General features: G+C 62.7%; 20 protein-coding genes and 1 tRNA gene. 13 read left to right on the forward strand and 8 right to left on the reverse strand.

Annotated features, from left to right (window positions below; genetic code table 11):
* The first annotated feature begins 242 nt into the window (after nt 1-242).
* Nucleotides 243-319, forward strand: a tRNA-His gene (locus V8Z65_RS03165).
* Between the two features lie 41 nt (nt 320-360).
* Here V8Z65_RS03165 and V8Z65_RS03170 read toward each other — a convergent pair.
* From V8Z65_RS03170 to V8Z65_RS03180, 3 genes are all read right to left on the reverse strand, one after another.
* Entirely contained in the window at nt 361-2,322 is a 1,962-nt protein-coding gene (locus V8Z65_RS03170; protein WP_338722472.1) for a pilus assembly protein, read from the reverse strand.
* A gap of 56 nt (nt 2,323-2,378) precedes the next feature.
* Nucleotides 2,379-3,008 (reverse strand): L,D-transpeptidase, encoded by a 630-nt coding sequence (locus V8Z65_RS03175; protein WP_338722473.1) that lies wholly within the window; start codon nt 3,006-3,008, stop codon nt 2,379-2,381.
* A 285-nt stretch (nt 3,009-3,293) separates the two neighbouring features.
* Nucleotides 3,294-3,713: a response regulator gene (locus tag V8Z65_RS03180; RefSeq protein WP_338722474.1), complete on the reverse strand. Its 420-nt coding sequence runs from the start codon at nt 3,711-3,713 to the stop codon at nt 3,294-3,296.
* A 544-nt stretch (nt 3,714-4,257) separates the two neighbouring features.
* On the opposite strand from V8Z65_RS03180, the gene V8Z65_RS03185 reads away from it, so the two are divergent.
* The 7 genes from V8Z65_RS03185 to V8Z65_RS03215 all read left to right on the forward strand — a co-directional run bounded on the left by V8Z65_RS03185 (nt 4,258) and on the right by V8Z65_RS03215 (nt 10,251).
* Nucleotides 4,258-4,524 (forward strand): hypothetical protein, encoded by a 267-nt coding sequence (locus tag V8Z65_RS03185; RefSeq protein WP_338722475.1) that lies wholly within the window; start codon nt 4,258-4,260, stop codon nt 4,522-4,524.
* Nucleotides 4,525-4,621: 97 nt separating this feature from the next.
* Nucleotides 4,622-6,145, forward strand: a complete 1,524-nt coding sequence (hisS, locus tag V8Z65_RS03190) for a histidine--tRNA ligase (RefSeq protein WP_338722477.1) — start codon at nt 4,622-4,624, stop codon at nt 6,143-6,145.
* 160 nt (nt 6,146-6,305) lie between these two features.
* Nucleotides 6,306-7,370 (forward strand): ATP phosphoribosyltransferase regulatory subunit, encoded by a 1,065-nt coding sequence (locus tag V8Z65_RS03195; RefSeq protein WP_338722479.1) that lies wholly within the window; start codon nt 6,306-6,308, stop codon nt 7,368-7,370.
* Nucleotides 7,367-8,059, forward strand: a complete 693-nt coding sequence (gene hisG, locus V8Z65_RS03200; protein WP_338722480.1) for an ATP phosphoribosyltransferase — start codon at nt 7,367-7,369, stop codon at nt 8,057-8,059. The genes V8Z65_RS03195 and hisG overlap by 4 nt, the downstream gene beginning before the upstream one ends.
* Before the next feature lie 2 nt (nt 8,060-8,061).
* On the forward strand, nt 8,062-8,211 hold the full coding sequence (locus tag V8Z65_RS03205; protein ID WP_338722482.1) for a hypothetical protein: 150 nt from the start codon (nt 8,062-8,064) through the stop codon (nt 8,209-8,211).
* A 65-nt stretch (nt 8,212-8,276) separates the two neighbouring features.
* Nucleotides 8,277-9,494 carry a glycosyltransferase family 2 protein gene (locus V8Z65_RS03210; protein WP_338722483.1) on the forward strand — a complete coding sequence of 406 codons (1,218 nt, stop codon included), beginning with the start codon at nt 8,277-8,279 and terminating at the stop codon, nt 9,492-9,494.
* A 7-nt stretch (nt 9,495-9,501) separates the two neighbouring features.
* Complete coding sequence (locus V8Z65_RS03215; protein ID WP_338722484.1) at nt 9,502-10,251, forward strand: TSUP family transporter; 750 nt, start codon at nt 9,502-9,504, stop codon at nt 10,249-10,251.
* Here the strand turns inward: V8Z65_RS03215 and V8Z65_RS03220 are convergent, their stop codons facing one another.
* The 3 genes from V8Z65_RS03220 to V8Z65_RS03230 form a co-directional block, all read right to left on the reverse strand.
* On the reverse strand, nt 10,252-10,479 hold the full coding sequence (locus V8Z65_RS03220) for a BrnA antitoxin family protein (protein WP_338722485.1): 228 nt from the start codon (nt 10,477-10,479) through the stop codon (nt 10,252-10,254).
* A gap of 134 nt (nt 10,480-10,613) precedes the next feature.
* Nucleotides 10,614-12,254 (reverse strand): chaperonin GroEL, encoded by a 1,641-nt coding sequence (groL, locus tag V8Z65_RS03225; protein WP_338722486.1) that lies wholly within the window; start codon nt 12,252-12,254, stop codon nt 10,614-10,616.
* Between the two features lie 59 nt (nt 12,255-12,313).
* Entirely contained in the window at nt 12,314-12,604 is a 291-nt protein-coding gene (locus tag V8Z65_RS03230; protein WP_104891883.1) for a co-chaperone GroES, read from the reverse strand.
* Nucleotides 12,605-12,789: 185 nt separating this feature from the next.
* Between V8Z65_RS03230 and V8Z65_RS03235 the strand changes: the two genes are divergently transcribed.
* The 3 genes from V8Z65_RS03235 to V8Z65_RS03245 all read left to right on the forward strand — a co-directional run bounded on the left by V8Z65_RS03235 (nt 12,790) and on the right by V8Z65_RS03245 (nt 14,474).
* A complete protein-coding gene (locus V8Z65_RS03235; RefSeq protein ID WP_338722488.1) occupies nt 12,790-13,149 on the forward strand; it encodes a DUF427 domain-containing protein in 360 nt (119 codons plus the stop codon).
* Between the two features lie 68 nt (nt 13,150-13,217).
* Nucleotides 13,218-13,409, forward strand: a complete 192-nt coding sequence (locus V8Z65_RS03240; protein ID WP_338722489.1) for a hypothetical protein — start codon at nt 13,218-13,220, stop codon at nt 13,407-13,409.
* Nucleotides 13,410-13,529: 120 nt separating this feature from the next.
* Nucleotides 13,530-14,474: a DMT family transporter gene (locus tag V8Z65_RS03245; protein ID WP_338722490.1), complete on the forward strand. Its 945-nt coding sequence runs from the start codon at nt 13,530-13,532 to the stop codon at nt 14,472-14,474.
* Between the two features lie 234 nt (nt 14,475-14,708).
* On the opposite strand, the gene V8Z65_RS03250 is transcribed toward V8Z65_RS03245, so the two are convergent.
* Entirely contained in the window at nt 14,709-16,136 is a 1,428-nt protein-coding gene (locus tag V8Z65_RS03250; protein ID WP_338722492.1) for a sigma-54 dependent transcriptional regulator, read from the reverse strand.
* 122 nt (nt 16,137-16,258) lie between these two features.
* On the opposite strand from V8Z65_RS03250, the gene V8Z65_RS03255 reads away from it, so the two are divergent.
* Nucleotides 16,259-17,479, forward strand: coding sequence for an ROK family transcriptional regulator (locus tag V8Z65_RS03255; RefSeq protein WP_338722494.1), 1,221 nt, complete (start codon nt 16,259-16,261; stop codon nt 17,477-17,479).
* Nucleotides 17,480-17,578: 99 nt separating this feature from the next.
* The gene (locus tag V8Z65_RS03260) at nt 17,579-18,847 is read left to right on the forward strand and encodes an EAL domain-containing protein (protein ID WP_338722496.1); all 1,269 of its coding nucleotides are present in this window, start codon (nt 17,579-17,581) and stop codon (nt 18,845-18,847) included.
* Here V8Z65_RS03260 and V8Z65_RS03265 read toward each other — a convergent pair.
* A complete protein-coding gene (locus tag V8Z65_RS03265) occupies nt 18,844-21,291 on the reverse strand; it encodes a methyl-accepting chemotaxis protein (protein ID WP_338722497.1) in 2,448 nt (815 codons plus the stop codon). The genes V8Z65_RS03260 and V8Z65_RS03265 overlap by 4 nt on opposite strands.
* Nucleotides 21,292-21,468: the final 177 nt, after the last annotated feature.

A 21,468-nucleotide genomic window follows, 5' to 3' on the forward strand; every position in this document is an offset into this window, starting at 1 on the left:
TCAATATAGTGCGGCGCGGAGCGAATCCAGCCCGGCCGCTCGCCCCTGATCGAACTCTGGGACAATGGTTAAGTGCCCTTTCCTAAGGATTGGTCACGCCAGCTCACATAAATTGCTGGCGCGGCCGCCATTTTATGGCTCTGTCCACAGGTCAAAATCGGTGCTTGTCATCAGGGCGATCTCGACCTATGTTCCGCCCGCTTTCGGATGCCGCCCTCGGGCAGCGCTCCGTTGCGGGTCCTGCCGCCTTAGCTCAGTTGGTTAGAGCGCTAGATTGTGGATCTAGAGGTCCTCCGTTCAATCCGGAGAGGCGGTACCACCCACCCACTCCCTTTATTCGTGGCGTGTCCGGACATGGCCTTACTGCGCCAACCGCAGAGCCGACAATTCATTGGCAATGTCTTGGAAGGTCCCCTTGAGCTCGCTTGCGGAGTTGGGGAATTTGGCATCCGCGGCGCTGGTCGCGCAGTTCTTGAGCATCGTGCGGACCGTTTCGGGCGTGCTTTGCGACACGGAATCGGTCGCCAGGCCAATCGTGTAGACGCTGATGCCCGCAGCCTTGGCATTGATGCAGCTATCGAGCGTACGCTGGTTCATCTCGGTTACCAATACGCTGTTGTCCACATTGCTTGGATTGCCCATGCGCGGAATGTTGCCGCCACTGCTCGTGGTGGTCGAGCTATTGTTTGAATTGTACTGGAATCCATAGGCCGAATGGTAGCAATTGCCATTCAGGCTTGCCTGCGTGCCGCAGTTGTAGTGATAGGCCGTGTTCTCGCCATCGGTCATGACGATCATGACCTTGCTTGTGGCCTCGTCATAAGGGGCGCCCTCGCTAAAGGGTGCGGTTGGCGACAAGGCGCGGAACCCCCACACAACCCCGGTGTGAATATTGGTGCCGCCCTGGGCCTGCATGCCATTGATAGTGCTGATCACCGTGGCCGGATTGGTGGTCAGCGGCAGGATTGCGGTGCGCGTGCAATCCGCATTCGGTCCCCAGGAGTAGCCTGTCGAACCCACTCCCGCGTAATACTTGCATACACGCTCCTGCAATTCGCGATAGCTCAACCCGGTCGGAATGAAGCTGCCGGTGCACCAGCCATTGCGCGTCTGCTCCCAACTATTGCCGGTCCAGTTCGAATAGCTCGGATTGCGGCAGGCGCAGCCTTCGGGAAGCTTGCCATAGATGCCCTTGGGAAACAGCGCCGTGCTGAGGAAGTTTTCCGGACCTTTAGGCTTGCTGCTGATGATCGTGGGACTGCTCCAGCCCCACCAGCTCGCCGTGCGGCGCTCCACAAAGTCGCAACGGGTTGTTGTCGGGGAGCCCGGCCGATCGCACACGGCGGGGCTGTCCGACAAATAGCTGTTATTGCCCACGCCATCGACCAGGTCCGGCGAAAACAACGGCACGAACAGGGTATTAGCGCCACTGGGCGGGGTATCGTCAGTATCCAGATATTCGGAGGCCGATGAGCCGGTCTTGATGTGGGGACGGGCCACAACGCAGCCGCGCCAGGGTTCGCCCGTCGCATTGAACAGGTCCCACGAGGTCGGCATCGAATAACCCGGCAGCGACAACAGGCCGGTCGTGTCGTCGTCATCATTGTCCATATTGTCGTCGGCAATGGCGGCGTTGTTGAACCGGTCCATCCAGCTCGCATTGGCATTACTGGTGCCCACATTCACAAACATGGTGAAGGGCACGATGCCGATCTTGACGTCTTCCACCAGCTTTGCGCCGGGCGCCGGGACACAGGTATTTCCGCTGTCCACGGTCTCCGAATACATCAGGATATTGGTCGCGCATTTGGCTGCCGCGACCAGATTGGTCATGCGGCTTTCGTTGGCCATCGAGCCGGAATTGTCCAGCACCATGATGACTTCCAGCGCCAGCTTCTTCCTTGTGGCCTCTGCCACCACGCTCGCGCTGAGTTCGGGAACGCCCACCAGCGAAACGAATATCGTGGGCATGGTGAACCGGGCCTGCAGATAGAGCGAGCCATCGGTGGTATTGGCGACGGCCTGGGAAATCGCGATGCTATCGACGATTCTGGGGTCGGCGACGCGCTCCCTGACCATGGCCAGGGCCGCGGCCTTTACATTGGCCTCGCTATAGGTCGGCTTGAAAATCTCCGGCTGCAGGGCCAGCGCCGCCGCGTCCAGCGCCACCTGCGCGCGCTGCCTGGTCTGTTCCAGGGTCACATAGTCCACCGTCGCGCCGCCCAGGGCGATGAGCACAATGGCCATGAGCCCGAACAGAACGGCGAAGACGCCGCTCTCATCCCTGGCAAATCGCCGCAACAGCGGACCGAAATTAGACATTTATGGCACCTAGCTCGCCTCAGGAACGCGGATGCGTGCACCCTCGCGCAAATCCGTTAGGAAAGCACAACCACCTTGGTGTTTAGCTGTACGCGTCCATACAGATCGATCACATCCTCGTTAGTCATGCGGATGCAGCCCGAAGACACATTCTGACCGATCGACCAGGGCTCATTGGTGCCGTGGATACGGTAGAGCGTTGAACCCAGATAAAGCGCGCGCGCACCCAAGGGATTGTTGAGGCCGCCCGCCATATGCGCGGGCAGGCCCGGCTGGCGCCGGCGCATCTCGTCCGGCGGGGTCCAGCTCGGCCATTCCGCCTTGCGGCTCACCCGGTGGGTGCCGCTCCATTCAAAGCCGTCCCGCGCCACCCCGATGCCATAGCGCAGCGCCCGCCCGTCACCGAGCACGAAATAAAGAAAATGCGTCCGCGTATCGACCACGATCGTGCCGCTGCGTTCAGGAGTGCGATAGGGCACGACCTGCCGCAGATAGACCGGCGAGACATAGGGATTGCCCTGCATTGCCAGCGCGTGGCGCGGTTGCCCCTGGACTATGGTGACCCCCGGTGGCGGCGCAAAGCGCCAGCCAGGACGGAACGTTTCCGCTTGCACGGGCAGCGTTGCACTCAGGAGTGGCAGGCAGGCCAGCGCAACGGCCAGCTTGCGTAGAATGTGAACGGTCATGGCCAGCAGCCCCCAAAGATGCGTTTGGCCGTATTTTCCCCGACAAGCGCAAAGGAGAGGTCAAGCCGCGTGGTTAACCGCGCGTGCGCCTGAAAGGCTAACAAAGCGTTATGCCCCTGCTAGAGCGTGATCAGCAAAAGTTGCAGACTTTTGCGGTTCGATCACGCGACGATACAAGGACTTGGAGCCGCGTGATCAGCAAAAGTTGCAGACTTTTGCGGTTCGATCACGCGACGATACAAGGACTTGGAGCTCCATTTCGATTCAATCGAAATGGATACGGCTCTAGAGAAAGACCGAATCGTCCAGCCTCTCGGCCGGTGGCAGCACCCGCCGCACGGCCATGCCCAACTGCTCGGTGGTAAAGGGCTTGGGCAGGATTTCGTTGATGCCCAACTTGCGGGCGCGGGCCAGATTGTCCTGCGAAGGGTAGGCCGTCATCAGGATAACCGGCATAGTCGATGGCGCGCCGAACCGGCCATCGCGCAATACCTGCATTACGCCGGCCCCGTTCACATCCGGCATGTACCAATCCATCAGCATGAAATGGAAGGGCGTCTGCATGAGCTTGAGAATGGCCTCGCCACCGCCATCGGCCTCTTCCACATTGCTGATGCCCAGCTTTTTCAGGCCCATCGTGCAGATGGCGCGCGCATAGGTGTTGTCGTCCACCACCAGCGCCCGCAATTGTCCCGGAATGATCATGCCGCCTCGCCCCCCGCGCTGCACGGCGCCTCGCCCCTCGAAGCGATCGGAAAATATACGCCGGTCTGCAGATAGCGCTGCTGGATAGCAGCCGTCGCGCGCCTGTCAATCCGGTGAAGTCCGGCAGCGCGCCGAGTCACAGGCTGTGTGTCCGGCCTTGCCATAAAGCTGTGTGCCACGAAGAACTTGACACCCCAGCGCCTCAACCGTGTCCTCAGGGCAACACTTGATGGAATGTGCGACAGACTGCCACATCCATGCTTGCGGCTCACGATGTCGTGAGTTATGCCCCCCTTGTCTGCAAAGCCAAGAGAGGGAGGCGTTTCATGTATAAAACTGTAGCCCGCCACTCGGGGCCAAATTGCCATCACCTCGGTCGAGCCTGATCTCGTCCCATTGACGGTACCTTCGGCCGCATCGCGGCTCGCGGACACCCCCACCACTCAAACCTGAAATGCTGACCCGGCCCCTATTGCGTCCGGATTCCGCCTTTCTCTTCCGTCTTTAACATAGAGGCCGGCAGAGCCATCTGCCGGAACCAGCAATGTCTTCGAACGTGCTCAATGAGCGCAGCGTCGTGCTGCGCCTTGAATTCTCCATTGCCGATGCCGTCCAGCAGCGCGGTCTGGTCCCCGTTGTCGGGGCCGCCATCCGTGCCTGGTGGGCCCAGCGGCCCGTGCGCTATCCCGAGGTGCCCGACTATCTGCGTGCAGATGTCGGCCTGCCGCCGGCGGACGAATATCGCAATCTTTATTCGGTGCCCGCGCAGCTCTGGCAGTTCCACCCGCCGGACCAGGATATCAGGAGATGAATAAGGGCAGCCGGGGTTCGCCCCGGCTGCCGACCTCCGCCATTGTCTCTCAGGCTTTGATCGTCTAAGCAAACGACCGACTTTCCAGGGCGAAGAAATGACCGAAAAAACCAAGCTCATCACGCCCCGCCTGCCGCGCGGGTTCGAAGATCGCAGCCCAGGCGAAATCGCCGCCGTCGGCGCCATGATCGACAAGATCAAGGCCGTGTATGAGAAATATGGCTTCGACCCCGTCGAAACCCCGCTCTTCGAATATACCGAGACCCTGGGCAAATTCCTGCCCGATACCGACCGGCCCAATGCTGGCGTCTTCTCCCTGCAGGACGATGACGAGCAGTGGATGAGCCTGCGCTATGATCTGACCGCGCCGCTCGCCCGCTTCTTTGCCGAAAATTTCGAAACCCTGCCCAAGCCCTACCGCTCCTATCGGCAGGGCTATGTCTTCCGCAACGAAAAGCCCGGCCCCGGCCGCTTCCGTCAGTTCATGCAGTTCGACGCCGACACCGTCGGCGCCCCCGGCCCGGAAGCGGACGCCGAAATGTGCATGATGATGGCTGATGTGATGGATGCGCTCGGCCTCCAGGGCAAGTACGTCGTCCGCGTCAACAACCGCAAGGTGCTGGATGGCGTGCTCGACGCGATCGGTCTGGCAGACGATCCGGCGCGTCGCTTGGTCGTGATGCGGGCAATCGACAAGTTGGATCGCCTAGGGCCTGAGGGCGTCAAGCTCCTATTGGGTGCAGGTCGAAAGGACGAAAGCGGCGACTATACAGAGGGCGCGGGTCTCGACGATGAACAATCCGCATTCATCCTTGGTGTCTTGCATTCAAGCATCGCCGGAGAACGCAACGTCGAGCGCATCGGTGGACCTAAGGGCGGTGAAGCGTTGCGGCCAAACGTTCATTTCCCTCTTAACAGCTATCTGGAACGCGTGAGTTCCTCATTCACTGAGGGACTAGCTGAGCTCAGCAGGATGGCCACTCTGTTTTTGTCCAGTGGCTACGGCCCCGACCGCATCAAGATCGACCCCTCCGTCGTCCGCGGCCTCGAATATTATACCGGCCCGGTCTTTGAGATCGAACTGACCTTCAAGGTGCAGAACGAGAAGGGCCAGGACGTGGTCTTCGGTTCGGTCGGCGGCGGTGGCCGCTATGACGGGCTCGTCTCCCGTTTCCGCCGCGAACCCGTGCCCGCCACAGGCTTTTCCATCGGCGTCTCGCGCCTGGCCAATGCATTGAAACTCACTGGCAATCTTGGCGCCACCGAACCGGCCGGCCCGGTCGTCGTCCTCGTCATGGACAAGGCCGAAACCGCCCGCTACCAGGCCATGGTGTCCGAGCTGCGCCAGGCCGGCATCCGCGCCGAAATGTTTTTGGGCTCCACCAAGAATTTCGGCAAGCAGGTCGCCTATGCCGACAAGCGCAATTCCCCCGCCGTCATCATCGAGGGCAGCCAGGAACGCGAGCAGGGCATTTTGCAGGTCAAGGACCTCATCGCCGGCAAGCAGGCCGCCCAGGCCATTACCGACAATGCCGAATGGAAAGCCGCTCGTCCCGGCCAGTTCGAAATCAAGCGCGAAGACCTGGTTTCGGCGGTCAAGAAACTGCTGAGTGAGCAATGACATTCGACCAGGCAAGCTCTGTCAGCTCCCGCGCTCCCTCCCCCCTTGAGGGGGAGGGTTGGGGTGGGGGGTGGTGCTGTTGTTCACTGATGGACCCCCACCCTCATTCCCCCTCAAGGGGGAGGGAGGCGATGGCGCCGACGGGCCTGGGAGCGACCCCATGACCAACGCCGCCTATCGCCGGTCCCAACTCGAATCCCTCGTCGAAGCCCAGGGCGGCTGCCGCGCCACCCCGCCGCTCCTGCTCAAGGCCGATCCATATTTCGATCTTGCCGGAGAGGAATTCGGCCGCCGTCTCCTGCTGACGACCGATCTGGCGGGCGCCGAATATTGCCTGCGGCCCGATTTCACCCTGCCTATCGCCGCCGATTACATTGCCGATGGGGCAGGGGCTCCGGCGGCCTTTTCCTATCTCGGCCCCATTTTTCGCCAGCGCAGCAGCGGCCCCGCCGAATTCGATCAGGCCGGCATCGAGCTTCTGGCCCAGCCCGATGGCGATGTGGCGCTCGATCAGGTCTTGACCTTCGCCCGCGCCGCCCTCTCGCTCTATGGCATCACCCCGCGGGTAACCCTGGGCGGTGTCGGCCTGTTCGAGGCCCTGCTGGCCCAGGCCGATATGCCTGATGCCTGGCGTCCGCGCATCCGCCATCGCTTCGGTCACATAGAGGCCATGGACCGGCTGTTGACCCGGCTCGAGCAGGCGCCGGACGCGCCCCGCACCGAGCAGCCCGGCCGCGACGAGCTCATTGAAGATGTCACCGCGCGCATGGTTGCGGCCGGCCTCAGCCTTTCGGAAGGCCGCTCGCCCGAAGAAATTGTCGACCGCTTTTCCGAGCAGCAGGCGCTCGATGCCGCCCATGTTCCGGCCGCGACGCTGAAGCTGCTGCGCGACTTTCTCGCCATCAAGGGTGACGCTCTTTCGGCCCTGCGCCAGGTCGAGATGCTGGCCGAACAGCACCGTCTGTTCCTGGGCCCGCCTATCAAGGCCATCCGCCGTCATCTCGACGGCCTGGGCGAAGCCCGCGTCACCTTCGACGCCAGCTTTTCGCCCCGCCTCGATTACTACACCGGCATTGTCTTCGAAATGCGCGGGCAGGGGGACACCGTCCTTGCCTCGGGCGGGCAATATGACCGCCTGCTGGAACGTCTGGGCGCCACTGCCCCCATCGCTGCCTCCGGCTGCGCCCTCTGGGTCGACCGTCTCGAAGCGGAGTGGCCGAAATGACCATCACTCTCGCCGTCCCCTCCAAGGGTCGCCTTGAAGAGCTCACCCGTGACTGGTTCGCCCATCGCGGCCTGACCATTACCCGCCCCGGCGGCGCCCGTTCCTATCTCGGCGCCATTGAGGGCATGCCCGATGTCACCGTACGCTTTTTCCCGGCCTCGGAGATCGCCCGCGAACTGATCCGCGGCAATATCGATCTGGGGGTCACCGGCCGTGACCTGATCCACGAGACCAGCGAGGCCGGGCCGGCCTCGGTCACCTTTGCCCGCAATATGAATTTCGGCCATGCCGATGTGGTCATTGCCGTGCCCGATGCCTGGATCGACGTCACCCATATGCACGACCTGGCCGATGTGGCATCCGATTTCCGCTCCCGTCACGGGCGCTGGCTGCGCATCGCCACCAAATATATCACCATTACCCGCCAGCACTTTGCCCGGGCCGGCATTGCCGAATACCGCATCGTGGAAAGCCTGGGCGCCACCGAAGCAGCCCCGGCTTCTGGCGTGGCCGATATTGTGGTCGATATCACCTCGACCGGCTCAACCCTGGCCGCCAATGGCCTGCGCGTGCTCGAAGACGGGGTTATGCTCAAAAGCGAGGCTAATCTCATCGTCTCGCGCACGGCCGATTGGTCCGATGACCGCCGCAAGACCCTCGATGCGCTGCTGGCGCAATTGGAGGCCTGAACGTGGATCTGGCCTTTGTCATGCTGCTGGTCGTTTGCGGCGTCTGCGCGATTGTCTATGCCGGGCTTGCCCGGCAGAACCTTGATAGCGACAAGCCTGCACCCCCGGCCCCATCGGCGGACGGGCCGGACGGTGGCGCCGAGGGCGACTGAGACGGACCATTGCGCGCCATGGCCAAATCGCGGCACAAGGGCGCAAAGGTCCGGCAGGGGGCGTCATGGCCGAGACAATTGAACTGACCATCCTTATGCCCTGCCTTGATGAGGCGGAAACGCTGGCCGTCTGTATTCAAAAGGCGCGGGCCTTTCTGGCGCGGTCCGGCATTGCTGGCGAAGTGCTGATTGCCGACAATGGCTCGACTGACGGTTCGCAGGCTATTGCCCGGGACAATGGCGCGCGCCTGGTCGATGTGGAGCAGCGCGGCTATGGCGCGGCGCTGGCCGCCGGTATAGCGTCGGCGCGCGGTCGGTTTATCGTCATGGGCGATGCCGACGACAGTTATGATTTCGCCCATCTGGATGCTTTCATCCATGCGCTGCGGCAGGGTGCCGATCTGGTCATGGGCAATCGCTTTGCCGGCGGCATCGCACCCGGCGCCATGCCCTGGCATCATCGCTATATCGGCAATCCGGTGCTCAGCTTCCTGGGACGTCTCTTCTTCAAGACCCCCATTCGCGATTTTCATTGCGGCCTGCGCGGTTTTTCGCGCGATGCCATTCTGGGCCTCAATCTGCGCACCACCGGCATGGAATTTGCCTCCGAAATGGTGGTCAAGGCGACGCTGGCGCGGCTCGATATTCGAGAGGTTCCAACCAGTCTCAAGCCCGACGGGCGTTCGCGCCGCCCGCATCTGCGGTCCTTCCGCGACGGCTGGCGCCATTTGCGGTTCCTGCTGCTGTTCTCGCCGCGCTGGCTGTTCCTCTATCCCGGCCTGGCCCTGCTGCTTGTTGGCCTGGTTGTCGGCGCCGCGCTGCTCGGCGGGCCCGTGCAGATCGGCCGCGTCTCCTTCAGTGTCCATACGCTGCTCGTGGCTTCGCTCTGCGTCATCATGGGCACGCAGTCGATTGCCTTTGCCATTATCGGCCGCCGCTTTGCCTCGCGCTATGGCTTCATTCCGCGATCCGGGGTCTATGACAAGGCGCTGGAAAGCCTCACGCTCGAGCGCCTGCTGCTCTTTGCCGTCCTGCTCATGCTGGGCGGTTTCGCGGCCATGGGCTGGGGGTTCTGGGAATGGGCCAAACGCGATTTCGGCCCGCTGACATCCTCGGCAACCCTGCGCGCTGTCATCCTGGCCATGACCGCCCTGGTCACCGGTTTCCAGCTGATGATGAGTGCGTTCATGTCCTCGATGATCAATATTCCCATTTATGAACGTCGGTTGGCCGACCAGGTCGTTCCCGACGACCGTTTCGGCCGCCGCTCCGACAAGGCCTGACCACTCCATGCCCGATCCTTTCACGCTTCTCGCCCTGATGGGGGTCGGCATGCTGGCCGGCTTTGTCGATGCCATTGCCGGCGGGGGTGGCATGCTCGCTGTGCCCGCCTTGCTTTCTGCCGGCCTGCCGCCCGTCGCGGCCCTGGCCACCAATAAGATGCAGGGCGTGGTTGGCACCGCCATGGCCGTTCTGACCTTCTGGCGCCGTGGCTTCATCAAGCTTTCCAGCCTTGTTCCGGCTATCGCCCTGACCTTTGCAGGCAGCCTGCTGGGTGCCCTTGCGGTCAGTGGGCTGGACACCAGCGTGCTCGACATTGCCGTCCCGGTAGCCCTGATCGGCATTGCCCTCTATTTTCTGTTTGCGCCCAAACTGTCCGATGCGGACAAGGCCGCGCGGCTGCCCTTCGGCCCCCTCGTGCCGGTCATGGGCTTCCTTGTGGGATTTTACGATGGCATTTTCGGGCCGGGCACCGGCTCCTTCTTCACCATCGGCTTTGTCCTGCTTTTCGGGCTGGGCCTGACCCGCGCGACCGGCAGCACAAAGGCCCTCAACTTCACCTCCAACCTCGCCGCGCTTTTCATCTTCATCCCCCAGGGCCATGTCGTCTGGCCGGTCGCCATCGTCATGGCGCTGGGGCAATTGCTCGGGGGCTATATCGGCGCCCGCACCGGCATCCGCTATGGCGCCAAGGTCATCCGGCCGCTGGTCGTCCTGGTCTCGATCGCCATGGCGATAAAGCTGCTGCTGTTCCCCTGATCACTCCAGCCCCGCCGCCCTGCGCAGCGCGGCATTGATCCGGTCTTGCCAGCCCGGACCATCTTCTTGGAAATGCTCCAGCACCGAACGGTCGAGCCGCAAGGACACCATTTCCTTACCCTCTGGCGCCGGCGTGATTTTGGCCGGCTTTCGTTCGGGATTGGATGTTGCAGCCTTGAAGGCGGCTTCGGCCTGATCGAGGGCGCTGCTACGCCGTGGTGTTCGCATCCGGTGTCCTTTCTGGTTGATACTGCCACCATAGCTCCGTGCACGCAAAAAAGCCCCGGTGTTTCCACCGGGGCTTTCCACCAAGATCGTGACTGGGAAGAAACGATCCTGGAAGCTTGTGCGCTGAGCGTGGATTAAAAATCCATGCCGCCCATACCACCCATGCCGCCGCCGCCCGGCATTGCCGGCGCAGCTTCCTTCGGGGCCTCCACAACGGTCGCCTCGGTGGTGATCAGCAGGGAAGCAACCGAAGCGGCGTCTTCAAGAGCGGTACGAACCACCTTGACCGGGTCGATAACGCCCAGGGTCACCAGGTCGCCATATTCGCCCGTAGCGGCATTGTAGCCATAGGACGCGGCCGAGTTCTCGAGGATCTTGCCAACCACGACCGAGCCTTCGGCGCCGGCATTGTTGGCGATGCAACGCACCGGCTCCTGCAGGGCGCGGCGGACGATCGAGATACCGGCTTCCTGGTCGGCATTGATGCCCTTGGCCTTGATGGCGGCCGCAGCGCGGAGCAGGGCAACGCCACCACCCGGAACGATACCTTCTTCAACGGCAGCACGGGTTGCGTTGAGCGCGTCATCGACGCGGTCCTTGCGTTCCTTGACTTCCACTTCCGTCGAACCGCCAACGCGGATCACGGCAACGCCACCGGCGAGCTTGGCCAGACGTTCCTGCAGCTTCTCGCGGTCATAGTCCGAGGTGGTTTCTTCGATCTGGGCCTTGATCTGGCCGACACGGGCCTGGATGTCTTCCTGGGTACCAGCACCATCGACGATGGTGGTGTTTTCCTTGGTGATCTCGACGCGCTTGGCAGTGCCGAGCATGTCCAGGGTCACGTTTTCCAGCTTGATGCCGAGATCTTCGGAGATCACCTGGCCGCCGGTCAAGACGGCGATGTCTTCGAGCATGGCCTTGCGGCGGTCACCAAAGCCCGGAGCCTTGACGGCGGCAACCTTGAGGCCGGCGCGCAGGCGGTTGACGACCAGGGTCGGCAGGGCTTCGCCATCGACGTCTTCGGCGATGATCAGCAGCGGGCGCTGCGACTGCACAACGGCTTCCAGGATCGGCAGGATGGCCTGCAGGTTGGAAAGCTTCTTTTCGTGTAGCAGGATGTACGGGTCTTCCAGGGTCGCCGTCATCTTTTCCGTGTTGGTCACGAAATAGGGCGAGAGGTAACCGCGGTCGAACTGCATGCCTTCAACGACATCGAGTTCGGTTTCGGCGGTCTTGGCTTCCTCGACGGTGATCACACCCTCATTGCCGACCTTCTGCATCGCTTCGGCAATCATGTCGCCGATCGAGGTTTCGCCATTGGCCGAGATGGTGCCGACCTGGGCAACTTCGGATGATGAGGTGATCTTCTTGGACGAAGCCTTCAGGCTCTCCACGACGTCGGCCACAGCCAGGTCGATACCGCGCTTGAGGTCCATCGGGTTAAAGCCCGCGGCGACGGCCTTGACGCCTTCGACCACGATGGCCTGGCCCAGAACGGTCGCGGTGGTGGTGCCGTCACCGGCAACATCATTGGTCTTGGACGCGACCGAGCGCAGCAGCTGCGCGCCCAGGTTTTCGAACTTGTCTTCCAGTTCGATTTCCTTGGCGACCGAGACGCCGTCCTTGGTGATGCGCGGAGCACCGAACGACTTTTCGATAACCACGTTACGACCCTTGGGGCCGAGGGTGACCTTCACCGCATTGGCGAGGACGTTGACACCGCGCAGCATCTTTTCGCGGGCATCGGTCGAGAATTTGACTTCCTTGGCGGCCATTTATGGCTCCTTGAGAATATCTGGTTTTGGGGACAACAAAAAAGACGTGAGAAGCCGGATTACGCTTCGATCACGCCCATGATGTCGCTTTCCTTCATGATGATCAGGTCTTCGCCATTGAGCTTGACCTCGGTGCCGCTCCACTTGCCGAAGAGCACGCGATCACCGGCCTTGACGTCGAGGGCGACAACCTTGCCGCTCTCATCGCGGGCGCCGGGGCCCACGGAAACAATCACACCCTCGGAGGGCTTTTCCTTGGCGGTATCGGGAATGATGATCCCGCCTTTGGTCTTTTCTTCACTGTCGACGCGACGGACGACCACGCGGTCATGCAGGGGACGGAAGCCCATATCTTGTTCCTCTTGGCATCATTTCTGAATGCAATTTCGGACCTGTTAGCACTCACGCAAGGCGAGTGCTAACAGGCTGTCGGGGATATAGGGATCGTCCTGCTTCTGAGTCAAGAAGCGTGAACCGAACTTTTTGCTCATGCGTTATCACCCCAGCAAGACACAAGCACGACGAGGTATTTGCCATGGCTCAAGCGAACCCATCAGCACCCGAAATCGCCCCGGTCGCGGGGCGGGTGCATGTTTGCTTTGACGACGCCGAGATCGCCTCCTCGGTCAAGGCCATGCGGCTCGAGCGCAAGGGCGCCGAACCGATCATTTTCGTGCCGCTCGATGACGTGCATCCCGGCATTCTGGAAGCGTCCGACACCACGCGGCAGGATGATGGTCCGGGGGTGGCCCATTTCTATACGATCAAGACCCTGACCGCCGACGGCGCCGACGAGGCCTGGTACTACCCCTATGCCGATGGCGATTATGCGCCCATTCGCGATATGCTGACCTTTGGCGGCGACCGCGTGGAGCTGCGGGTGTCCGAGGTCTGAGGGCGGCGGGGGGCAAAGCCGCATATTCCCCCTTTCCCCGGCCCGCAGTCTGGGCCATAAGCACAGCCATGAGCGAACAATCTTCCTATCAGATCAAGCTGCGCCGCACTGGCGGCGTGGGTGCAAACACCAATTGGCAATGGCAGGTCCAGGACGCTGCGGGCAAGGTCGTCAAGTCCGGCAGCGCCGTTGGTCCCGAGCACAAGGCCTTTGCCACCGCGCGCATCGCCAAGGAAAAGCTGGAAGCTGCGGGCAAATAAAGCGTTTCCCGGATAGGTGCCCACCACCTATCCGGTTCGGAAACGCGACAGACAAAGAGGCGGAGCATCTGTTTTGTTTCAGCCAAAACAGAAAATGCTCCACCCCGGGACAGGACCCAATTGACCGCGCCATCCGCCGAGCTTGCTAAAGGTGATCCGCTACGCGGCATTGCGCTCAAGGTCGCGTCGGTCTGCTGCTTCGTGGTCATGGCGACCATGCTCAAGGCCACGCACACCGTGCCCTCTGGGCAAATGGTATTCTTCCGCTCCTTCTTTGCCATGCTGCCGGTCCTGGCTTTCCTGGCCTGGAAGGGCAATCTGGGCCTCGCCTTTCACACCAGCCGTCCTCTGGGCCACATTCTGCGCGGCCTGATCGGTGTATCGGCCATGAGCCTGGGCTTTTTCGCCCTCACGCGCCTGCCTTTGCCCGAAACGACGGCTATCGGCTACGCGGCGCCGCTGATTATCGTTATCCTGTCTGCCGTCTTGCTGCATGAAAGGGTGCATGTCTTTCGCTGGACCACCGTTCTGGTCGGCTTGGCCGGTGTCCTGGTCATCCTCTGGCCGCGCCTCACCGTTTTTTCGGGCGAGGGCATCGGCAATGCCGAGGCCGTGGGGGCGCTGGCCTCCTTCGCCGGCGCAATTTTCTCTGCCTTTGCCATGCTGCAGGTGCGCACTCTGGTCCAGACCGAGCGGACCGAGGCCATCGTCACCTATTTTTTCATCAGCGCCAGTGTCATCAGCCTCTTCACCATTCCCTTCGGCTGGGTCTGGCCAACGCCCGAACAGGCCGCGCTGCTGGTGGGGGCCGGTTTCTTCGGCGGCATCGGCCAATTGCTGCTGACCTCGTGCTATCGCTATGCCGACATGTCGGTCATCGCGCCCTTTGAATATGTCTCGCTCCTGCTCACGCTGGTCATCGGCTACATTATCTTTGCCGACGTGCCCACGATCGCCATGATTATTGGCGCCCTGATCATCGTTGCCTCCGGCATCGCCGTCATCCTGCGCGAACGCTATCTTGGCCTCGACCGCTCCAAATCGCGGGAAGCCAACACGCCCTGACACTGAATGGTCGGGATGAGGTCGTAACCCGCCCTCCAGTCTTGCTCCGATATCGCTCCCCCACCGGCTGTCACCCTCGGCCTTGAGCCGAGGGCTCTGTACTTTGGGACTTTGGCGGGGGCGCTATGAAGCGACAAAACCCGAATGGGGTGATCCTGGAACAGCATCGCCGGGTGAAGGACCCTCGATACAAGCCCGACGACGCCGCGCGGTATGGGGTGAAGCTGCGGCTCCTTAGCCGGCCGCGGCCATTTCCGACCAGCTTTGGCGTTTGCGGTAAATGGTGGAGGGGCTGATTTCCAGTGCCGCGGCGGCCATGGAAATATTACCGCCAAATGTCGCAATCGCCTCTTCGATAATGCGTTGTTCCTGCTGCCACATGGGCAGAACCAGGCGGCGCTCGGCCCGAGGCGCCTCGACCGGGGCGGGCGGGGCCACCCGCGACTCGATATCGGCGGCGGCCAGCATGCTGGCACTAATCTCGCCACCATCGAACATCACCACAAGGCGGCGGATCAGGTTCTGCAATTGGCGCACATTGCCCGGCCAGTCGGCGGCGGTCAGTTGCTGCGCCGCTTCGGGCGAAATCCCTGAAAAGCTCTTGTGCTCCTCATGGGCATAATGGCCGAGGAAGTGCCGCGCCAGCAATATGATGTCGCTTGGCCGCTGCCGCAGCGGCGGCAAGTGGATGGGCAGCACATGCAGGCGGTAGAATAGGTCCTCGCGGAACTGCCGCTCGGCAATCATCTGCATCGGATTGCGATTGGTCGCGCAGATGACGCGCACATCGACCTTTCGCGTCGCTGTCTCGCCCACGCGGGAGAGGCTGCCCGTCTGCAGGAAGCGCAGCAGCTTGGATTGCAGCGACAGGTCCAGTTCGCCCACTTCATCGAGAAACAGCGTGCCGCCATCGGCCAGTTCGGCAGCGCCCTTGCGGTCTTCATGCGCACCGGTAAAGGCGCCGCGCACCACGCCGAACAATTCGCTTTCCATGAGGTCGCGCGGAATGGCCGCGCAATTGATAGCGACGAACCGGCTGGCCGCGCGCGGCCCTTTGGCATGCAGCGCCTCGGCGCACACATCCTTGCCCGTTCCGCTTTCGCCGGTAATGAAGACCGGTGCGGAGGAGGCGGCAACCCTGCCGATCTGCTCATAGAGAAACTGCATGGCACTGGACGCGCCCACAAAGCCCGCAAAGTCGGCCACTTCCGGTTCGGGCCCGGCCTCGACGCCCAGGGAGCGCGGCCGGCCATGGCGTTGCGCCAGTTCCGCCAGGCGTCCCGCCAGAATGCTGCCATTGGCCGGCTTGGCCACATAGTCATGGGCGCCTGCCCGCATGGCGCCCAGGGCCGCGCTGACCGATCCGCTATCGGCCACGGCCAGAATCAGCGCGCCATTGGCCAGCCGCACCAGGCGGCTCATGGCATCTTCCACATTCTCGGCCAGGTCATCGAGGCTGGTAAGCTCGCAGATCACCACGTCAAAGCGCAGCTTGCGTAGCAATTCGGCCGCTTCCCGCCCCCTGGTGGCAAGCGTGATCTGGGGGGTGACAAGCAGGGCCCCGGAAAGCTCCATGCTGGTCTGGCGGGCAGATGCGGCATCGCCGTCGATCAGCAGGAGCCGGCCGCACAGCGCATTCTCGCTTCCGCTCGTCGTCGTCATGCCGCAATATATCCTGGTTTCGTCCGCAACCGGACCGTTCTTCTCGTTGCCCTAATAATTACGGCTTAGGGTAAATATTCCGTTCTTGCGCCGTCCGTCCAAACAGCGTTTATCTCTGCGCCATGCGTGAACAGCCTGAACAAGATGTCTTCGAGCCAATCGTGCGCGGCATTACCCAATCGGGGGTGCGGCTGGCCAATGAACGCGCCGTCTTGACCTTGATTGCAGGCATTCCGGGCGTTTCCAATGCCGACATTGCCCGGCGCTCCGGGCTTGGGCCGCAGACCACGGCGCGCATCCTGGCCGATCTTGAAGCGCGCGATCTCATCATTCGCGGCGAGGTATTGCGCGGGCGGCGCGGGCAACCCGCCACCCCCTATAGCCTTAACCCTCTGGGCGGTTTTTCGCTCGGCGTGGAAATCGGCTGGCAGCATTTCGAGGTGCTGCTGCAAAACATCACCGGCCAGCCGGTTGCCGTCACCCGGCGCAGCTACGACTATCCCGATCCCGATACGGTCTTTGCCGAGATCGCGGCTGATGTCGAAACCGTATTGTCCAGCCTGCCCAATGAGCAGCGCAGCCGCCTGGCGGGCATTGGCGTCACCACGCCGGGCAATTTCGGCCCCCTGCTTGTCCAGCTCGGCGCCCCCAAAAGCGTCGTCGATGCCTGGGCCGGCATCGATATCGGACCGCGCCTGGCGCTGGAAACCGCACTGCCGGCATTCTGGGTCAATGATGGCAGCGCCGGCGCCTGGCGCGAACTAATGGCCTTTCCCACCCCCCGTCCCAAGGGCATTGCGAGCTTCTTTGTCGGCGCCTTTGTGGGGGGCGGCATCGTGTCCCGGGGCGAATTGATGGAGGGGCCCTACGGCAATGCCGCCGATCTGGGCGCCATCATCGTTCATGACCGGGTCGGCCGCCCGGCCTATCTGCACCTGATCGCCTCGCTCCACGCCCTGGTGCTGCGGGTGGCCGATGCAGGCCAGAGCGTGCCGGCCGGTTCGCCCCGCCGGTGGGACTGGCGGGCCATCGAACCCATGGTGGCGGCCTGGCTGGACGATGCCGGCCACGGCTTGGCGCAGGCCATCCTGACCACCACCGCCATGGCCGAAATCGACATCGTCACCCTAAATGGCGATCTGCCCGAACAGATTCTGACCCGGCTCCTGGCCTCCACCCAGGCCCATCTCGATGCCCTGCCGGTCCTGTTGCCGCATCTGCCAAGGCTGACCGCGGGTCTGGCCGGCCCGTCGGCGGCCGCATTCGGTGCGGCGCAATTGCTGCTGTTCCGCCGGCATTTCTCCCGCGCCTGGGATTTGTTCGACCCCGAACAGGACAAATAGGCCGGGGAGAGCATCTTTGCGGTGCTTTTTACCTATTGTTTAGGATGCTAAGTATTCGGGGCCGAATCCCGGCGAATGACGAGGGGTTTCAGGGCCGCCGTGCAGGCACTTGTATATTCATTCATTGCGCTTTCCGCCGCTGGACTGGGGGCCTTGGCCTATTTCGGCCTGACCTTCACGCCGGCCAATGCGATTCTGGTTGCGGTGGTCTTTGCCTGCGCCTGCTTCGTATTGATGGAGCGCGTCCTGCGCCAGCGTGCCGAAAATCGCCTCGAGCGCGCCATTGAGGATCTCTCGCGGCTCCTGGCTACCGATGCGCAGGCCGGGGCTGTGCTCGGTCAGCGGATCAACGCCATAGCCGATCTCAATCCCGGCCAGCGCCTCGAGACCGTCGAAGCCGATATTTCGGTCCTGGGCACCGTCATCCGGCAGGTCGCCGAGGCCGTGGCCGAAGTCGAAGACAAGGTTGCACAGGCCAATGCCAGGTCCTCGGCCAACCCGAAATCGGCCGATACCCGCATGATTGCGGCACCACCGCCCGCCCCGGCGGCGCCCGCCGCCGCCTCTGAACCCGAACCCGTCATTCCGCTCGAAGTCCTGCGCCAGGCCATCGAGGAAAATCGCCTCATCCACCACATTCAGCCTGTGGTGCGCCTGCCGCAGCGCCGGGCCGTGGCCTACGACCTCGTCCCCAGGCTGATGCTGGAAGATGGCGAACTGGCCGATGCGCCCGATTTCGTGCCCCGCCGCGGCGGCAAGGATATTGTCAGGCTCATCGAGGGCGCCGGACTGGCCGAGGCGGTCGCCATTGCCCGCCGCTCCCGCACGGCCGGTCAGCCGGCCATGCTGCATATTCCGCTCTCGCGCGCCAGTCTGGGCGACGATGGCGCGGTGGAACAGGTTCTGGCCACACTCGACGCCAACCGGGCCATCGCCGGCGCGTTGACCTTCCTGGTCAGTGAGGCGCAATGGCTCGAACTGACAACGCGCGAGCGCGCCATAGTTGAGCAGATGACGCGCAAGGGCGCCGGTTTCTCCATTGCGCGCATGCATTCGCTGCGCGTCGATATCGCCGATATGGCGGCGCTGGGCGTGCGATCCATGCGCGTCGACGCCGCCCGTTTCATCGCCGCGCCCGACAAGTTCACCGATTTCCACATGTCCGACATCGCGGACTATATGGCCCGTTTCGAGGTGTCACTGCTGGCGACCGGCATTGCCAATGAACGGCAGATCGTCGAGCTGCTCGACAACGACATCGTCCTGGTTCAGGGCGACTACATTGCCGCCCCGGGTCCCATACGCAACGACCTTCTGCTGGAACCGGCCCGCGCCGCGGGCCAGCAATTGCGGCGCGCCGAGCTCTAGCGCCGGCCCAATCCGTTCACGGCCCGTTTGAGCCCGCCCAATAAGGCGCGCGCTCCGGTTTCTGCCGGCTCCACGCCCGCTTTATGTGCAGCGCTTGCCTCGCTCAGGGTGAACGAGCCGATCACTCGGTCCAGTTCGCTTGCCTGCGCCTCGGTCTGCTCGATCGCCGCATTGGTCTCTTCCACCAGCGCCGCATTGTGCTGGGTCATTTCGTCCAGCTGGCGCACCGCGACATTGACTTCCTCTATGGCCGAGGCCTGGTCCCGGCTGGCCCGGGCCATGCCTTCGAGCAGCCGCGCATTGGCGCTGATCCCGCTCTGCACCGCAATCAGCCGCTCGGCGGCCTGCGCCACCAGCTTGGAGCCGCCCTGCACCTCATTGGCGCTTTGCTCGATCAGCACTTTGACCTCGGACGAGGCTTCGGCCGCATTTTGCGCCAGGCGCCGCACTTCCACCGCTACCACCGCGAAACCCTTGCCTGCCTCTCCGGCCCGTGCCGCCTCCACCGAAGCGTTGAGCGCCAGTAGATTGGTTTGGAAGGCGATATCGTCGATCAGCCCGATAATATTGGAGATTTTCTCCGAGGAGGCGGTAATGCGCCCCATGGCCTGATTGGCCTCGCCCATTACCGAGCCGCTGGCCTCTGCATCGGCGGACACCGTCTGGGCCTGTTTGCTCGCATTGGCGGCCTCCACGGCATTCTGCGCCACGGTGTCGCGCAATTGCTCCATGGTGGCCGAGGTTTCCTCAATGGTGGCGGCCTGGCGCGTGGTACGCTCGCTCAAATCATTGGCGCCCGACAGGATTTCTCCCGTGGCCGTCCGCAGCGCGCCCGAGGTTTCGCGCAATTGCACGATAATCTCGCCCAATTGCTCGGCGACGCCATTGGTGTCCGTCTTGAGCTTGTCAAAGGCGCCCTTATATTCGCCGGTGACCCGCAAGCTGAGATCGGCCCTGGCCAGCGCCGAGAGAACCTCGCCGGTTTCACCAATGCCCCTATCGACCGTCGCCAACAATTCATTGATATTGCCGGCCAGGCGCTCGAGATCCGGGTCCGAAAGCGCGGTTTCGGCGCGCAAGGTGAAATCCCCTTCAATGGCCGCGCCCACCACGCGATCGATATCGGCCTGCAAGGCCTGCATGCGGCGGGCTTGATCGGCGCGCTCTTCGTTCATGCTGTCTTCACTGGCCCGCAATTGGGCGATGCGCTGCCCGTTCTGGCGGAACACTTCCACCGCCTGCGCCATGTCGCCCAGCTCGTCGGCGCGCTCCAGCCCCGGTACCGCCTTGTCCAGATCATTGCCCGCAATATCGGTCATCGCGCTGGTCAAACGGCCGATTGGCCGGGTGATCGTGCGTGCAATGAGCACGCTGAGAAGGGTCGAAAGCGCCAGCAGCACCGCGCCGATAACCAGCATGGTATTGCGCAACCCGGCCGAGGGCGCCAAGATTTCGGCAGTGTTTTCAAGCGCTACAACCGCCCAGTCCGATCCACCGAACGACAATGGGCGCGCCGAGGCCACATGCGATGCGCCGTTGAAATCGGGCAGGATGCCAATACCCTCTTCCCCCGCCAGCGCCGCCGTGATCGCCGGACCGCTCACCGTCAGGTTCAGCGCTTCATCGACATCGGTCTCCGGCGGATCGTTGCGCGCCAGCCCGTCCTGCCCCACCAGGTAAACCTGGCCGCTTGCGCCCAGTCCCTTGGTGCGGCTCAGCACTTCGCTGATGCGGCCCAGCGGCATCTGATAGGCCAAGACCCCAGCCTGCAGGCCCTGGTCGTAAACCGGCGCTGCAATAAAGCTGGCCGGCGCATTGCCGGCCGGGCCATAGGGCGCAAAATCGGTCAGGAACACATCGCCCGGATTGCCCGCCATTGCCGCGCGCACCACCTTGCCCAGATCGGTGTCGGCCCAGGGCCCGCCATTTTCCGCAAAGCTGGTGCCGAAATCGGTTTCCTTCTGCACCGAATAGACATTTTGCCCGCTGAGGTCGAACAGGTAAATGTCGTAATAGCCGCGTGTCTGCAGCAGATTGCGGAACTCGTTATGCTGGCCCCGGTGGATCTGGTCATAGACCGAAAGCTTGTCGGATGTGTCCAGCAGCAGCCGCTCGCCTTCGGGGTGCGGATTGTTCGCCACATAGGCGTTCTGCAACAGCTCTGCAGGATCGCCCTGGTTCTTGAGCGAATGCACCGCCCCGGTAAACGAATAGATCGCCGCGGCCACGTCCTTGCGGCCCGCAAACAGCGTCAGGTCCTGCCGTACTTCCGAGAGATAGGCATCCAGCGCCGCGGTCGCATTATCCGCCGCCGAGTTCAGCCTCTGCTCGGCCTGGCTGGTGACGATGGCATCGCCGCTGAAATAGGCCGCGAGCCCCAGGCCGGCGCCGGTTGCCACCGCAATGCCAACCACCAGAATGGGCAGACGGAGCGAAAGTTTCAATTTGCCGATCATAGAAGGGTCGTACCTGACTTTGCTGTGCACCGGATAAGCCTTTTCGGCAGCGGCCCTCCCTCCGCCGCCGAAACATTGGCAAACCATAAAAAGTCAGTGGTTAACGAAGCGACTCTGCCATTGTCACAGCATTGCCATATCCGCTTTTTGCTTGATCCATCGCTG

The organism is Devosia sp. XK-2, from assembly GCF_037113415.1.
Lineage (GTDB): Bacteria > Pseudomonadota > Alphaproteobacteria > Rhizobiales > Devosiaceae > Devosia.

What these genes read in the sequence shown, in the direction of transcription:
- V8Z65_RS03170 (WP_338722472.1), bottom strand. Translation starts at nt 2,322, where the DNA reads ATGTCTAATTTCGGTCCGCTGTTGCGGCGATTTGCCAGGGATGAGAGC.
- V8Z65_RS03175 (WP_338722473.1), bottom strand. Translation starts at nt 3,008, where the DNA reads ATGACCGTTCACATTCTACGCAAGCTGGCCGTTGCGCTGGCCTGCCTG.
- V8Z65_RS03180 (WP_338722474.1), bottom strand. Translation starts at nt 3,713, where the DNA reads ATGATCATTCCGGGACAATTGCGGGCGCTGGTGGTGGACGACAACACC.
- V8Z65_RS03185 (WP_338722475.1), top strand. Translation starts at nt 4,258, where the DNA reads ATGTCTTCGAACGTGCTCAATGAGCGCAGCGTCGTGCTGCGCCTTGAA.
- hisS (WP_338722477.1), top strand. Translation starts at nt 4,622, where the DNA reads ATGACCGAAAAAACCAAGCTCATCACGCCCCGCCTGCCGCGCGGGTTC.
- V8Z65_RS03195 (WP_338722479.1), top strand. Translation starts at nt 6,306, where the DNA reads ATGACCAACGCCGCCTATCGCCGGTCCCAACTCGAATCCCTCGTCGAA.
- hisG (WP_338722480.1), top strand. Translation starts at nt 7,367, where the DNA reads ATGACCATCACTCTCGCCGTCCCCTCCAAGGGTCGCCTTGAAGAGCTC.
- V8Z65_RS03210 (WP_338722483.1), top strand. Translation starts at nt 8,277, where the DNA reads ATGGCCGAGACAATTGAACTGACCATCCTTATGCCCTGCCTTGATGAG.
- V8Z65_RS03215 (WP_338722484.1), top strand. Translation starts at nt 9,502, where the DNA reads ATGCCCGATCCTTTCACGCTTCTCGCCCTGATGGGGGTCGGCATGCTG.
- V8Z65_RS03220 (WP_338722485.1), bottom strand. Translation starts at nt 10,479, where the DNA reads ATGCGAACACCACGGCGTAGCAGCGCCCTCGATCAGGCCGAAGCCGCC.
- groL (WP_338722486.1), bottom strand. Translation starts at nt 12,254, where the DNA reads ATGGCCGCCAAGGAAGTCAAATTCTCGACCGATGCCCGCGAAAAGATG.
- V8Z65_RS03230 (WP_104891883.1), bottom strand. Translation starts at nt 12,604, where the DNA reads ATGGGCTTCCGTCCCCTGCATGACCGCGTGGTCGTCCGTCGCGTCGAC.
- V8Z65_RS03235 (WP_338722488.1), top strand. Translation starts at nt 12,790, where the DNA reads ATGGCTCAAGCGAACCCATCAGCACCCGAAATCGCCCCGGTCGCGGGG.
- V8Z65_RS03240 (WP_338722489.1), top strand. Translation starts at nt 13,218, where the DNA reads ATGAGCGAACAATCTTCCTATCAGATCAAGCTGCGCCGCACTGGCGGC.
- V8Z65_RS03250 (WP_338722492.1), bottom strand. Translation starts at nt 16,136, where the DNA reads ATGACGACGACGAGCGGAAGCGAGAATGCGCTGTGCGGCCGGCTCCTG.
- V8Z65_RS03255 (WP_338722494.1), top strand. Translation starts at nt 16,259, where the DNA reads ATGCGTGAACAGCCTGAACAAGATGTCTTCGAGCCAATCGTGCGCGGC.